Raw genomic sequence first — 13612 nt, forward strand, 5'->3', positions numbered from 1 at the left:
CTGCTGGCCCGCCTGCGCGCCCTGCTGCGTCGCTCCGCCGGCCACGCCGCGCCCAGCCTCGCGCTGGGCGGCCTGCGTCTCGATCCGCGCGCGGCCCGCGCCTCGGTGAACGGCGAACCGCTGCGCCTGACCTCGCTGGAATACCGCCTGCTGCACTATCTGATGATGCACCAGGGCCGGGTGATCAGCCGCACCGAGCTGGTCGAGCACCTATACGACCAGGACTTCGACCGCGACTCCAACACCATCGAGGTGTTCATCGGCCGGCTGCGCAAGAAGATCGGCCCCGACCGCATCGAGACCGCGCGCGGCCTGGGTTATCGGCTGATCTGCCCCGACGACGAGATAGGGGACGAGGCGGCGCGCCCGTGAACCTGGAGGCCTTGCGCCGTCCGTCCCTGGTCCGCCGCCTGGTGATCCTGGCGGCCGGCTGGAGCCTGGCGGTGCTGCTGGTCTCGGCGCTGGTGTTGGCGCTGCTGTTCCAGCAGGCGGCGCTGCGCCGCTTCGACCAGGGGCTGACGGAGCTGATCGACAACCTGTTGGCGGGCGCCACGGTGGGCGACCGCGGCGAGGTGATCGCGCCCGCGCTCACCGACCTGCGCGCGCTGCGGGCCTACTCCGGCAAGTACTGGCAGATCGGCGAACCCGCCGGTCAGGGGCGCATCCGCGTGCTCGTCCGCTCACGTTCCCTCTGGGACAGCGAACTGCCGACGCCGGCCAAGGTCGTCGAGACCATGGCCGCCCAACCTGGCAAGCCTGCGCCCTACGATATCCGCGGTCCGTTGGGCGAGCCGCTGCGCGCCATGGCCTCCCAGGCCCGGTTGCCGGGGCGTGCGGCGCCGGTGGTGTTCGTCGCCGCCGAGGACCGCACGCCGGTCAACCGCGACATCCGCAACTTCATCGCCGCCACGGCGATCGCCTTCATCCTGTTGGGCGTCGGCCTGATCGCCGCCGTGGTGCTGCAGGTCCGCGTCGGCCTGCGCCCGCTGTTCGCCCTGCGGCGCGAAGTCGCATCCGTGCGCCGGGGCCAGGCCGAGCGGCTGCAGCGGACCTATCCCAGCGAACTGCTGCCGCTGGCCGACGAGCTGAACGCCCTGATGGCCCACAACCAAGAGGTCGTGGAGCGCCAGCGCACCCATGTCGGCAACCTGGCCCACGCGCTGAAGACGCCGCTTTCGGTGATCGTCACCGAGGCCGCCCAGCGACCCGGGCCGCTCAGCGAGGTGGTGTCGCGCCAGGCCGAAACCATGCGCCAGCAGGTCGACCACCATCTGCGCCGCGCGCGCGCCGCCGCCCGCTCGCAAGGGTCCGGAGAGCGGACCGCGGTGGCTGACGTACTCGACGAACTGGCCCGCACCCTGGACCGCATCCACCGCGACAAGGGCGTGGCCATCGACTGGGACGCCCCCGACGACCTGTGGTTCCAAGGCGAACGCCAGGATCTGCTGGAGATCGCCGGCAACGCCATGGAAAACGCCTGCAAGTGGTGCAAAGGGCGGGTGCGTGTGCGCGCCGCCGCATCGGGGCCCACCACATTGCGCCTGCTGATTGAAGACGACGGCAAGGGGCTGCCCCCCAATCGTCGCGACGAGGTGGTGCGGCGGGGCGCTCGTCTGGACGAGGATGCGCCTGGATCAGGCCTCGGCCTGTCGATCATCGACGAGTTGGCGCGAGCCTACGGCGGCGCGCTTACCCTGGGCGACACAACGATGGGCGGGCTGGCGGTGGAGTTGACCCTCCCGCGCGCCGACGCCTGATCCGCGCCCCGGCGACCCGTGTTCTCGCGAAAACCTTAGGCTTTGGAAAACCTTAACCGACGTGAGTGATTGTGTCGGCGCGGAAACTCCGCACGGAACACTTCCATGCCTGGCTTGTCCGCGCACAAGATCGCGATCGTCCGCAACCTGGTCGAGTCCTCGCCCGACAAGGTGGTTGGCGCGTTGCAGGCCGCGCTCGCCAGCACCGACCTCGACAGCGATCTGGGCGGCGTGCGCCGGTTGGTGGAGCACGAGGCCCAGGATCGCAGGCTTCGCAACGTCGTGCTTCAGCCGGTCGCGGCGCTGTTCGTAGGCGACGGGCGCGCTACGGGCCGCCTGATCTTTCCAACGCGCGCGCTGGCGCTGATCTGGCGCGGCCTGAAGCAGGACGCGCCGAACGAGATGGCGATCGCGGTCGCCGCCGCCGTCGAGATGCGCGCCGATGAACCCGATCCCGGCGTCTTCGACATCCTTGCCGCGCGCGCCGCGGACGGCCTGCGTAGCCGCGAACAACGTGACTTCCGCGCGGCGGCCGAAGTTTGCGACCTGGCGCGACCGGGCGGCGCGAATCTGCTCTGCAGTTGCCTGGACTTGGGCCCCATCGGACGCGCGGCGACGCGGCGCCTGGGCGAATGGATCAGCCGCACCAGCGACGAGAACACCGCGGCGGCGCGCCTGGCCTACAAGGACGCCGTCGGCGTCGCCGAGGACGCCGGGCCCCGCTTCTTCGAGATGCTGGCCGGCCAGCTCGCCAGCCCCTGGATGGTGTTGCGGATCATCTCTGCGGTCATGGATCGTCCGCATGAGACCTATCTGGCGCAGTCGGAATGCGCCGGTTTCGCGCTTCGGGTGATGGACGACATCGATCTTGGTCTGGTCGCCATCGCCGAGCTGGACGTCGACGGCGGCCCGCGCGCCGGTCTCGCGGCCGCCAAGGTGGTCGACGACGTCACGCTGCGTATCAGCGAGTTGGAACAGACCATCGAATTGACGCGCGCCGGACCTTGGGGCTCCAGGCTCGCCAAGCAGAAGCAGGCATTGGCCGCCTGTGTCGAAGACCGGTTGCGCGCCGCGGAGAAAGCGGCCGGCGACGCGCTGCCGACGCAGGGCGCGAAGATCGCGCGGCTGTTCAAGCAGGTTCCGCGCTTGGACATCCCTTTGGACCCCGGCGCGTTCACCCGCGCCATGACCTTGCTCACCTTCACCCATCAGATCCGCTCGAGCGCCAACTACGGCGGCTTCGCCTCGGCGCGCACCAAGCTCTGCGACAAGCTGGGCGAGACGATCGACCACTATGTCGAAGAGGTCCTCGACCGTCTGCGCGAAGGCGAGGTCGAGGATCCTGGTCTCGCGCGCGCCCGCCTGGAGGCCGCCGCCGAGTTCAGCGCCCTGATCCGAGACCCGAAGGCCGCCGAGATCATCCGCCGGCGCATGCTCGCCGCCTGCGTCGAGCCGCACCCCGAACCCGAGGCCTGACCGAAGGTCAGGCTCGCGCTGACCACCGCTTTCGGCTACACGCGCGCCCATGATCGCTTTCTGGGCCGTCGCGGGCGTCATGTCGGCCGCCGCTGCGGTGGTCATCCTGCAACGCGCCGCCGCCGCCTCGCGCGCACAACGCGCCGATCCGACACTCGGACTCTACCGCCGCCAGCTCGGGGAGATCGACGAACTCGCCGAACGTGGACTGCTGTCGGACGCCGAACGCCGCGGCGCCCATGCCGAGGCCGCGCGCCGCCTATTGGCGGCCGCCGACGCCGGGTGCGCGCCCTGGGTCGCGACGGGAGGGCGCAGGCCGATCCTGATCGCCGCCATCGCAGCGCCGCTGGCCGCCGCGGGCCTGTATCTGGCCGTCGGTGATCTGGGCGCTGGCGATCAGCCATACGTTCAGCGGCTGGCCGCTTGGCGCGACGCCGATCCCGAATCGCTCGCTCCGCCTCAGATGGCCGCAGTGCTGCGCGCGCTCGCCGCCGAGCGACCGCGCGACGCCGACACCTTGCGTTATCTGGCGATGGCCGAGGCGGCTTCGCAGGACATCAACGCCGCCACGGTCGCGCTTCGCCGCGCGGTCGCGGTCGCGCCGGAGCGGGGCGACCTCTGGGACATGCTGGGCGAGGCGCTGACCGCCCAGGCGGACGGCGCGGCCACGCCCGACGCCGTCGCGGCGTTCCGCGAGGGCCTGAAACGAAACCCCAGCTCGACGAGCGCCCGGTTCCATCTCGCCCGCGCAAGCATCGAGGCCGGCGACCGCGAAAGCGGCGTGCGCATGTGGCGTGAGTTGCTGGCCGACATGGGGCCGGACGACGGCCGGCGGCGTGCATTGCAGGCGGCGATCTATGAGGCCGAGCACGGACGCACGCCCGCCGCGGCCGATGACCCGACGCGCGCGGCGATCCGCGGCATGGTCTCTGGCCTGGCTGAGCGGCTGCGCGTCGCCCCGGACGACCCGCCCGGCTGGGTCAGGCTGGTGCGCTCCTACGCCGTGCTCGGCGACGCGACGGCGCGCGACGCCGCGCTGGCGACGGCCCGGGTGCGCTACGCCGGCCGAGCGGATGTGCTGCGCGATCTGGACGAGGCCGCGCGAGCGCAGCCGATGACCATCACAGCGCCTGGGGCCGCCCCGTGAGCTGGCTGCCGAAGTCTCCCAAGGCGCGGCGTCGCCTGACCCTGGTGGCCGCGATCGCTCCGGTGCTGGCCCTGGCGGCGGGGCTGACCCTGTGGGGCCTGCGCGACACAATCTCGTTCTTCTACACGCCCTCGCAGGCGCACGCGGCCAAGCCCGCGGCCGGACGCGCGATCCAGCTTGGCGGGCTGGTGACGGCGGGCAGCGTGGTCAAGCACCCCGACGGGCGCGTCGAATTCACGGTCTCCGACCACGAGGCGTCCGATCGCGTGACCTTTCACGGAGATCTGCCGGACCTGTTCCGCGAAGGCCAGGGGATCGTCGCGGTGGGCGCCTTCCGCGCCGACGGCGTGTTCGAGGCCAAGCAAGTGCTGGCCAAGCACGACGAGCGCTACATGCCGCGCGAGGTCGCCAAGGCGCTCAAGGAGCAGGGCGAGTGGCGCGGAGACGTAGGCCAGGCGCAGAAATGATCATCGAGATCGGCGCCTTCGCACTGTGCCTGGCCCTGGTGCTGTCGCTCGCCCAGACGGGCCTTTCGGGCTTCGCGAGGCTGCGCCGCTCGCAGCCCTTGGCCGCGGCCGGGGAGGGCGCGGCGATCGCCGGCTTCCTGGCGCTCGCGGTGGCCTTCGCAGCCCTTATGCACGCCTTCGTCGTCTCCGACTTCTCGGTCGCCAACGTCGCGGCCAACTCCCACACCGCCAAGCCGCTGCTCTACCGCGTCGCCGGGACCTGGGGCAGCCATGAGGGCTCGATGCTTCTGTGGTGCCTGGCGTTGGCCGGCTATGGGGCGGGGGTGGCGGCGTTCGGGCGCGGCCTGCCGGCAGGCGTGCGGGCGCTGACGCTGGCGACGCAAGGCGGCTTGGGCGTCCTGTTCCTGGCCTACACAGTGTTCGCGTCCAACCCGATGGCGCGGCTGGCGCAGCCGCCGGTCGAGGGCCGCTCGCTCAATCCCCTGCTGCAGGACCCGGCGCTGGCCGTCCATCCGCCATTCCTCTACGCGGGCTACGTGGGCATGTCGGTGGTCTTCTCGCTGGCCGTCGCCGCGCTGATGGAAGGCCGCGTGGACGCAGCCTGGGCGCGCTGGGTGCGGCCCTGGACGCTGGCGGCCTGGAGCCTGCTGACGATCGGCATCACGCTGGGCGCCTTCTGGGCCTACTACGAGCTCGGCTGGGGCGGGTGGTGGTTCTGGGACCCGGTGGAGAACGCCAGCTTCATGCCGTGGCTGGTGGCCACGGCCCTGCTGCATTCGTCCATCGTCACCGAGAAACGCGGCGCGATCGCCGGTTGGACGGTGTTCCTGGCGCTGGCGGCCTTCACCTTCTCGATGCTGGGCGCATTCCTGGTCCGCTCCGGGGTTCTCACCTCGGTGCACGCCTTCGCCGTCGACCCGACCCGCGGCGTGCTGCTGCTGGCCATATTGGGCGTAGCGTCGGGCGCGGCGTTCGCCCTGTTCGTCTGGCGCGCGCCGGCCCTCGCGCCGGGCGGCGTGTTCGCCCCGATCAGCCGCGAGAGCAGCCTGGTGCTCAACAACGTGCTTCTCGCAGCCGCCACCGCCACAGTGCTGCTGGGCACGCTCTATCCTTTGATCCGCGAGGCGGTGAGCGGCGAGGCGATCTCGGTCGGCCCGCCCTACTTCACGCTGACCTTCGTGCCGCTGATGGGCGCCTTGCTGGTGCTGCTGCCGGCGGGCCCGCTGCTGGCCTGGAAGCGCGGCGACGCGGCCGGAGTGCTTCAGCGGTTGTGGGCGGCGGCCCTTATAGCGCTCGCAACAGGGCTCGCCGCCTTCGCGCTCATCGATCCGCGCCATGCGTTCGGAGCGATCGGGGTGGCGGCCGGCGCCTGGCTCATCGCCGGCGCAGGCGCCGAGCTTGCCGAGCGGGTGCGCGCCTTCCGCGCGCCCGCCGCCGAGAGCCTGCGACGACTGGTGCGCCTGCCGCGCGGCGCCTGGGGCATGACCCTCGCCCACGCCGGTCTCGGCGTCTTCGTCCTCGGCGCCTGTTTCGAGACCAGTTGGAAGGCCGAGGCCGCTCAGGCCCTGCCGATCGGCGGATCGCTCGACGTCGGCGCCTACCACCTGGTGCTCGAGGACGTGCGCGCGGTCGAGGGGCCGAACTACCTGGCCGAACGTGGCCATATCCGCGCAACCCGCGGAGACCGCTTGGTGTGCGAAGCGAAGCCCGAGAGACGGTTCTTCCTCACCGGCGGGCAGACCACCTCGGAGGTGGCGATCTGCCAGCGTGGCGCCAGCCACCTGTATCTGGTGCTGGGCGAGCGTCGGACGTCGGCCTCGGGCGCCTCGGTGTGGCTGGTTCGCGCCTACTGGAATCCCTGGGCGTCGCTGATTTTCTTCGGGCCGGTGATCATGGCGCTGGGCGGCCTCGTATCGCTGTCCGACCGCAGGCTGCGGCTGGCCGTCGGCCGCCGCGCGGAGGCGGCGTCGTGAGGCTCCGCGCGGCCTTCGCCGCGCTCGCCGCCGTGTTCTGCATCGGCGCTGCCTCCGATCCCGCCGAGCGGCTGCCGGACCCGGCCCAGGAAGCCCGCGCCCGCGCGATCTTCCCGCAGGTCCGCTGCATGGTCTGCCAGAACGAGTCGATCGACGATTCCGACGCTGAACTCGCCCACGACCTGCGCCGCACGGTGCGCGACCAGGTCGCGGCCGGCGCCAGCGAGGCGCAGGTGAAGGCCTATCTCACCGACCGCTACGGCGAGTTCGTGCTGCTGAAACCTGCGTTCAACTGGGGCAACGCGGCGCTCTGGTCGGCGCCGTTCCTGGCGGCCCTGGGCGGATTGTTGCTGCTGCGAGCGCGCCTGCGGGCTACGCCGCCGAGCCCCCCGCTCACCGAAGCCGAGCGGGAACGGCTGGCCGCGCTCTCGCAAGACCCGCCTGCATGAAGCGAAAAGCGCGCCTCTTCACGTCTGACAGACCGCCTGACACGATTGCGCCAAGATAAGGACGTGAAGAAGCGCACAGGGTGACCTAAACGTAACTTGAGCGGCGTTGCGCTTCGGTGCATCGCACCTAGGTGTCAGCGCGGGACCGACGTTTCCGTCCGGGCCTGCAGGGATTGAGAACCAGATGACTTCGAAGAAGACCGGTTATGTTTTGGGCGCCCTGGCCGGCGCCGGCGTAATGGCCGCCGCCGTGGCCGGCGCGGGCGTGCTGCAGCCGCAGGACGGCGCCGATCGCGGCGGCCAGTTCATCAAGGCCTCCACAGCGCCGATCTTCGCCCCGCCGCCCGGCGCGCCGATGTCCTTCGCCGACATCTTCGACAAGGTGTCTCCCGCCGTGGTGTCGATCAACGTGACCTCGCGGGTGGACGCCGGCGCGCTGCGCAAGATCCCGGGCTTCGAGAACTTCCCCTTCGACATCGTTCCGCGCCAGGCGCCGGGCGGCGATGAAGAAGAGGGCGAAGGCGAAGACGTCGCGCCCGAGGGCGGCGCGCCCAAGGGTGGATCGCCGGGCGGCTCCACGCGCGGCGGCCAGCCGCGCATGCCGACCCAGCAGTCCTCAGGCTCGGGCTTCTTCATCAGCCAGGACGGCTACATCGTCACCAACAACCACGTGGTCGAGAACGCCGAGACCATCAAGGTCGTGCTCAAGGACGAGCGCGAGCTCGAAGCGGTCGTGGTCGGCCGTGACGAAGGCACCGACATCGCCGTGCTCAAGGTCAAGGGGCAGGGCTTCGCCTATGTGAACTTTGAGAACTCGGCCAAGCCGCGCGTCGGCGACTGGGTGATCACCGTCGGCAATCCGTTCGGCCTGGGCGGAACGGCGACCGCCGGAATCATCTCCGCCTACGGGCGCGACATCGGCGAAACCTTCGTCGACTACATCCAGATCGATGCGCCGATCAACCGGGGCAACTCCGGCGGCCCGACCTTCGACATCTATGGCCGGGTGATCGGGGTGAACACGGCGATCTTCTCGCCGTCCGGCGGTTCGGTCGGGATCGGTTTCGCGGTGCCCGCCGACGTCGCCGACGGCATCACCAAGCAGCTCATGGCCGGCGGCAAGATCACCCGCGGCTACATAGGCGCGACGATCCAGAACTACACGGCCGAGATGGCTGAGGCCCAGGGCGTGCCGGAACAACGCGGCGCGATCGTCGCCGACCTGGTCGCCGGCGGCCCGTCCCAGCGCGCCGGCCTGCAGCCGGGCGACGTGGTCACCGCGGTCAACGGCCGTACGGTGAAGACCTCGTCGGAGCTGACCCGCGAGGTGGCCAAGGCCCGCGCCGGCGACACCCTGAAGCTGGACGTGCTGCGAGACCGCAAGAAGAAAGTCGTCGAAGTGCGCTCCGGCGTGCGCCCGTCCGAGCGCGAACTGGCGGCCAACGACAACACCGGCCGAACGCCGGGCGCGCGGGGCGGGGCGGAAAGCTCCGTCCAGCTTCCGGCGGTGCTCGGCCTGTCGCTGGCCCCGCTGGATGAGGCGGCCCGCCGCCGCTACAGCGTCGACGCCGACGTGCGCGGCGTGGTCATCGACGGGGTCGAGCAGACCTCCGACGCCGGCCAGAAGGGTCTGCGCCGCGGCGACGTGATCGTGCGCGCCGGCGACCGCGACGTGGCCACCGCGTCGGACTTCGCCAGCGCCGTCGACAGCGCCAAGAAGGCCGGCCGCCAGAGCGTGCTGCTGGGCGTCCACCGCAACGGCCGAACCTCGTTCCTGCCGCTGAAAGTCACCGGCTAGAGCGCTATGCGCATTCTCGTCGTCGAGGACGATCGAGACGCCGCCGACGCCATGGCCCGCGGCCTTTCGGAAGCGGGTCACGTCTGCGTCTGCGCCGCAGACGGCGAAGCGGGGCTGACGGAGGCTCGTGGCGGCGGGTTCGACGTGCTGATCGTCGACCGCATGCTGCCGCGCCTCGACGGCGTGGAGCTGGTCCAGACGCTCCGGCGCGAGGGCGACGCGACGCCGACTCTGTTCCTGTCTGCGCTGGGCGAAATCCATGACCGGGTGGCGGGCTTGAAGGCCGGCGGCGACGACTATCTGGTCAAGCCCTACGGCTTCGCCGAACTGATCGCCCGCGTTGAGGCGTTGTCGCGGCGGCGCGAGACCGGATCGGTGCAGACCCTGCTCAGGGTGGGCGATCTCGAGATGGATCTGATCGGGCGCACGGTGCACCGCCAGGGCCGCGCCATCGACCTGCAGCCGCGCGAGTTCCAGTTGCTGGAATACATGATGCGTCACGCCGGCCATTCGGTGACCCGCACCATGCTGCTGGAGAAGGTCTGGGCCTACCACTTCGACCCTCAGACCAACGTGATCGACGTGCACGTGTCGCGACTGCGCGCCAAGATCGACAAGGGGTTCGACCGGCCGATGCTGCAGACGGTGCGTGGCGCCGGCTACCGCCTGGACGCCTGACGCCGTGCGCCTGCCCAGGCTGCTGCGCACCACCCCGTTCAGACTGACCCTGTTGTTCCTGGCCCTCTTCGCGGCCTCGGCGGGTGCGTTCCTCGGCTACATCTATGTGGTCACCGCCGGGGAGGCGACGCGGCGCACCGACCGCGAGATCGCCGAGGAGACTCGCGCGCTTTCCGCCGTCTACCGCAGCGCCGGGCGCGGCGGTCTGGTGCGGGAGTTGGCCGCGCGCGAGCCGGCGATCGTCCGTTCGTCTACCTGCTAAGCGATCCGCGCGGGGAGCGTCTGGCCGGCTCGATCGGCCGCTCGCCGGTGGGCGCGGCGGGAGAGGGCGATATCTGGATAGATTTCTCCATTCTCCAGCGAGACGCAGGCGGCGCGGTCCCGCATCCGGCGCGCGGGCTGCAGGTGCGGCTGGCAGGCGGCGAGGCGCTGTTCGTCGGCGCCGATGTCAGCGAGGACGACGCCTATGTGCTGAAGATCGTCGGCGCGCTCTGGGGGGCTGGCGCCTTGGTCGTGGTGCTGGGCCTGATCGGCGGCGTGCTGGTCAGCCGCAATGTCAGCCGCAGCGTCGCCGGCCTGAGCGGCGTGGTCGTCGCGGTGCGCAACGGCGATCTGGCGGCGCGCGCGCCAGTGCGCGGATCGGGCGACGAGTTCGACGAATTGGCCGAGGGGCTGAACGACATGCTGGAACGCCTCGAGCGGTCGATGCAGGCCCACCAGCACGCAGGCGACGCCATCGCCCACGATCTGCGAAGTCCCCTGACCCGCATGCGCGCCCAACTGGAGGCCGCCTATCTGGACGTCGCCGCCGGCCGAGGCGACCCGGCCCAGGCCTTGAGCCAAGCCATCGAGGACGCCGACGGCGTGTTGCGCACTTTCGGGGCCGTGCTGTCGATCGCGCGCCTGCAGGCGGCGGGCGCGGCGCCCGATCCGGAACTGTTCGACCCCGCCGCGCTGGCCGCCGACGTGGCCGAGCTCTACGCGCCCCTGTGCGAGGACAAGGGCGTGGCCTTCGACGCCGAGCTCGCCCAGGACATCGCCGTGCGCGGCGACCGCGAGTTCCTGGCCCAGGCGCTGGCCAACATCCTCGATAACGCGGTCAAGTACACGCCCGCCGGCGGCGCTATCCGCCTGCGGGTGCGGCGTCGCTCGTCAGGCGAGGTGGAGTTCTCGGTGACCGACACCGGTCCGGGCGTACCCGAGCCCGACCGGGAGCGTGTCGTGGAGCGCTTCGTGCGCCTGGAGAACAGCCGCAATGCGCCGGGCGCCGGGCTGGGTCTGTCTCTGGTCGCCGCCATCGCCCAGGCGCATGGCGGCCGGCTGGAGCTGGACGAAGGACCGGGTCGCGTCGGCGCTCACGGGCCAGGGTTGCGGGTCGCCGTCGTCCTGCCGCGCGGGGCTTGAGCGGCGCTTCCGGGCTGGCGTGCTCGCGCGACGCAGGCGATGGTCGCGCCGATGAGCGCGCTCGCCGACCTGATGACGCCCTGCGGGCCTGTGTTCGATGCGAAGGCCGCTCAGCGCCCGCGCGAGATCCTTGCCGCCGCCAGCCAGGCCGAGGGCTGGGCCGATCGCCTCGACAAGGCGTGGCCGGCGCTGGCCCCGGTGTTCGGAGCGTCGGACTACCTGGCGGGCCTCGCGCGCCGCGAACCGGCCAGGCTGGGCGCGCTGCTCGCCGCCGATCCCGCCGAGCGCCTGGAAACCCTGCTGACGGAGACGGTGCAGGCCGCCGACCTCGACAGCGCCGCCGCGGCGCGCGCGCTTCGCCAGTTGAAGGCCGAGCTGCACCTGCTCACCGCGCTGTGTGACCTGGGCGGGGTCTGGGACCTGGACGCGGTGACCGGCGCTCTCACTCGCTTCGCCGACGCGTCGCTGGGTGCGGCCCTTCGGGTCGGCGCGCGCGAAGAGCTCGCCGCCGGTCGTCTCACGCGTCTGGGCCAGGGCGACGAGGGCCCGGTGCCCGGTTGGTTCTGCATCGCCATGGGCAAGCAGGGGGCGTTCGAGCTCAACTACTCCAGCGACATCGACATCTCGGTCTTCTACGAGCCCGACGCCCTGCCTCTGGCCGACGGCGTCGAGAGCCAGGGTTTCGCCGTGCGCCTGACGCAGCGCGTCGCCGAGCTCATGCAGGCGCGCACCGCCGACGGCTACGTGTTCCGTGTCGATCTGCGCCTGCGCCCCGACCCGTCTTCGACGCCGCCCGCGGTGCCGGTCCCGGCCGCCCTCGACTACTACGAGAGCGTTGGCCAGAACTGGGAGCGCGCGGCCTTCATCAAGGCCAGGGCCTGCGCCGGCGACCTGATCGCGGCCCAGGCTTTCCTGGACGAGCTTCGCCCCTTCGTCTGGCGCAAGAATCTCGATTTCGCGGCCATCGCCGATATCCATTCGATCAAGCGCCAGATCCACGTCCACAAGGTGGACGAGCGGATGTCGGCCAAGGGCGTCGACCTGAAGCTCGGCCGCGGCGGCATCCGCGAGATCGAGTTCTATGTGCAGACCCAGCAGCTCATCCTGGGCGGCCGCAACCCCGACCTGCGCAACCGCCGCACGCTGGACGCCCTGCGAGCCCTGGTCGACGCTGGGCACGTGACCGCCGACGCGGGCGTGGAGCTCGCCAAAGCCTATGCCGATCTGAGAGCCGTCGAGCATCGCATCCAGATGGTGGCCGACGAGCAGACTCACCGCCTGCCGGAGTCCGATCCTGATCGCCGCAAGGTGGCGACCTTGTGGGGTTTCGACCGCCTTCCCAGCTTCGACGCGGCGATCGGCAGGGTTCTGCGCACGGTCAACAATCGCTACGGCGAGCTGTTCCCCGACGAGGAGCAACTGTCGTCGCGTTTCGGCAGCCTGATCTTCACCGGCGTTGATGACGATCCGGAGACCCTGGCGACCCTGGCGCGGATGGGCTTCTCCAACCCTGCCCGTGTGTCCCAGACGATCCGCGGCTGGCACCACGGGCACATCGCGGCCACCCGCACCGAGCGGGGCCGTGAGTTGTTCACCCGGCTGGCCCCGCGCCTGCTGGAGGCCGTGCAGGCCACCGGCGCGCCGGACGAGGCGTTCAATCGTTTTTCGGATTTCTTCGGGCGCCTGTCCTCAGGGGTGCAGATCCAGTCGCTGTTCCTCGCCCAGCATCGCCTGTTCGAGCTGGTGGTGCAGGTGATGGCCTTCGCGCCGCGCCTGGCGGTGACGCTGGCGCGCCGCCCGGCGGCCGTGGACGCCATGCTGGACGCGGCGTTCTTCCAGCCCATCGACCGCGACGAGGATCACCACGTCCTGGCCGCCGCCATGGCGCGCGCCGACGGCTTCGAGGCCTCCATGGACGCCGTGCGTCGGGTGCACCGCGAACAGGCGTTCCGGGTCGGCGTGCTGGTGATGAGCGGCGCGGTCAGCGCCGAGGTGGCGGGCCGCGCCTTCGCCGATCTCGCCGACCTGTGCATCGAGGCCCTGGCGCCGGCGGCCCTCGCCGAAGCCGAGCGGCTGGGCGGGGCGTTCCCCGGCCAGGTCGCCGTCGTGGCGCTGGGCAAGTGCGGCTCGCGCGAGATGAGCGCCGGCTCTGATCTCGACCTGATGACCTTCTACCGCGCCGACGCGCCAGCCGCGGCCTCGGCCGGGAAGGGGTGGGGGGCGGAGACCTTCTATGGCCGTTTCACCCAACGGCTAATCGCGGCGCTGTCGACGCCCACAGGCGAGGGCGAGCTCTACGAAGTCGACATGCAGCTGCGCCCCTCGGGCACCGCCGGACCGGTGGCGGTGAGCTATGGCGCGTTCGAAAGCTACTACGAGGGCGAGGCCGAGACCTGGGAGCTGCTGGCTCTCACCCGCGCACGGGTGGTGTGGGCGAGCTCCGAGGCCTTCGCCGCCGAGGCT

The 13612-nt window shown here is 71.2% G+C and carries 12 protein-coding genes; all 12 read left to right on the forward strand.

The features are described 5' to 3' along the window. Positions 1 to 372, forward strand: a 372-nt coding sequence (locus Q8M88_RS00290; protein WP_305593920.1) for a winged helix-turn-helix domain-containing protein, incomplete at its 5' end; no start/stop codon positions are given. Next, complete coding sequence (locus Q8M88_RS00295; protein WP_371132597.1) at positions 369 to 1757, forward strand: sensor histidine kinase; 1389 nt, start codon at positions 369 to 371, stop codon at positions 1755 to 1757. The genes Q8M88_RS00290 and Q8M88_RS00295, both read left to right, overlap by 4 nt. 105 nt (positions 1758 to 1862) lie before the next feature. Beyond that, the gene (locus Q8M88_RS00300) at positions 1863 to 3233 is read left to right on the forward strand and encodes a hypothetical protein (RefSeq protein WP_305593921.1); all 1371 of its coding nucleotides are present in this window, start codon (positions 1863 to 1865) and stop codon (positions 3231 to 3233) included. A 49-nt stretch (positions 3234 to 3282) separates the two neighbouring features. Further along, positions 3283 to 4380 (forward strand): c-type cytochrome biogenesis protein CcmI, encoded by a 1098-nt coding sequence (gene ccmI / locus Q8M88_RS00305; RefSeq protein ID WP_305593922.1) that lies wholly within the window; start codon positions 3283 to 3285, stop codon positions 4378 to 4380. Further along, complete coding sequence (gene ccmE, locus Q8M88_RS00310) at positions 4377 to 4847, forward strand: cytochrome c maturation protein CcmE (protein ID WP_305593924.1); 471 nt, start codon at positions 4377 to 4379, stop codon at positions 4845 to 4847. The genes ccmI and ccmE overlap by 4 nt, the downstream gene beginning before the upstream one ends. Continuing rightward, complete coding sequence (locus Q8M88_RS00315) at positions 4844 to 6820, forward strand: heme lyase CcmF/NrfE family subunit (RefSeq protein ID WP_305593930.1); 1977 nt, start codon at positions 4844 to 4846, stop codon at positions 6818 to 6820. Before ccmE ends, Q8M88_RS00315 begins: the two co-directional genes overlap by 4 nt. Beyond that, positions 6817 to 7269, forward strand: a complete 453-nt coding sequence (locus Q8M88_RS00320; RefSeq protein WP_305593933.1) for a cytochrome c-type biogenesis protein — start codon at positions 6817 to 6819, stop codon at positions 7267 to 7269. Before Q8M88_RS00315 ends, Q8M88_RS00320 begins: the two co-directional genes overlap by 4 nt. A gap of 184 nt (positions 7270 to 7453) precedes the next feature. Then, entirely contained in the window at positions 7454 to 9067 is a 1614-nt protein-coding gene (locus Q8M88_RS00325) for a Do family serine endopeptidase (protein ID WP_305593935.1), read from the forward strand. A gap of 6 nt (positions 9068 to 9073) precedes the next feature. Continuing rightward, positions 9074 to 9745, forward strand: coding sequence for a response regulator transcription factor (locus Q8M88_RS00330; protein WP_305593936.1), 672 nt, complete (start codon positions 9074 to 9076; stop codon positions 9743 to 9745). Further along, positions 9717 to 10007 carry a hypothetical protein gene (locus tag Q8M88_RS00335; protein WP_305593938.1) on the forward strand — a complete coding sequence of 97 codons (291 nt, stop codon included), beginning with the start codon at positions 9717 to 9719 and terminating at the stop codon, positions 10005 to 10007. The genes Q8M88_RS00330 and Q8M88_RS00335 overlap by 29 nt, the downstream gene beginning before the upstream one ends. Before the next feature lie 47 nt (positions 10008 to 10054). Then, positions 10055 to 11149, forward strand: a complete 1095-nt coding sequence (locus tag Q8M88_RS00340) for a HAMP domain-containing sensor histidine kinase (protein WP_305593940.1) — start codon at positions 10055 to 10057, stop codon at positions 11147 to 11149. A 51-nt stretch (positions 11150 to 11200) separates the two neighbouring features. Further along, the coding region (locus tag Q8M88_RS00345; protein WP_371132598.1) for a bifunctional [glutamine synthetase] adenylyltransferase/[glutamine synthetase]-adenylyl-L-tyrosine phosphorylase at positions 11201 to 13612 on the forward strand (2412 nt) is incomplete at its 3' end.

This window comes from Phenylobacterium sp. (assembly GCF_030693805.1).
In the GTDB taxonomy this organism is placed as follows: domain Bacteria; phylum Pseudomonadota; class Alphaproteobacteria; order Caulobacterales; family Caulobacteraceae; genus Phenylobacterium.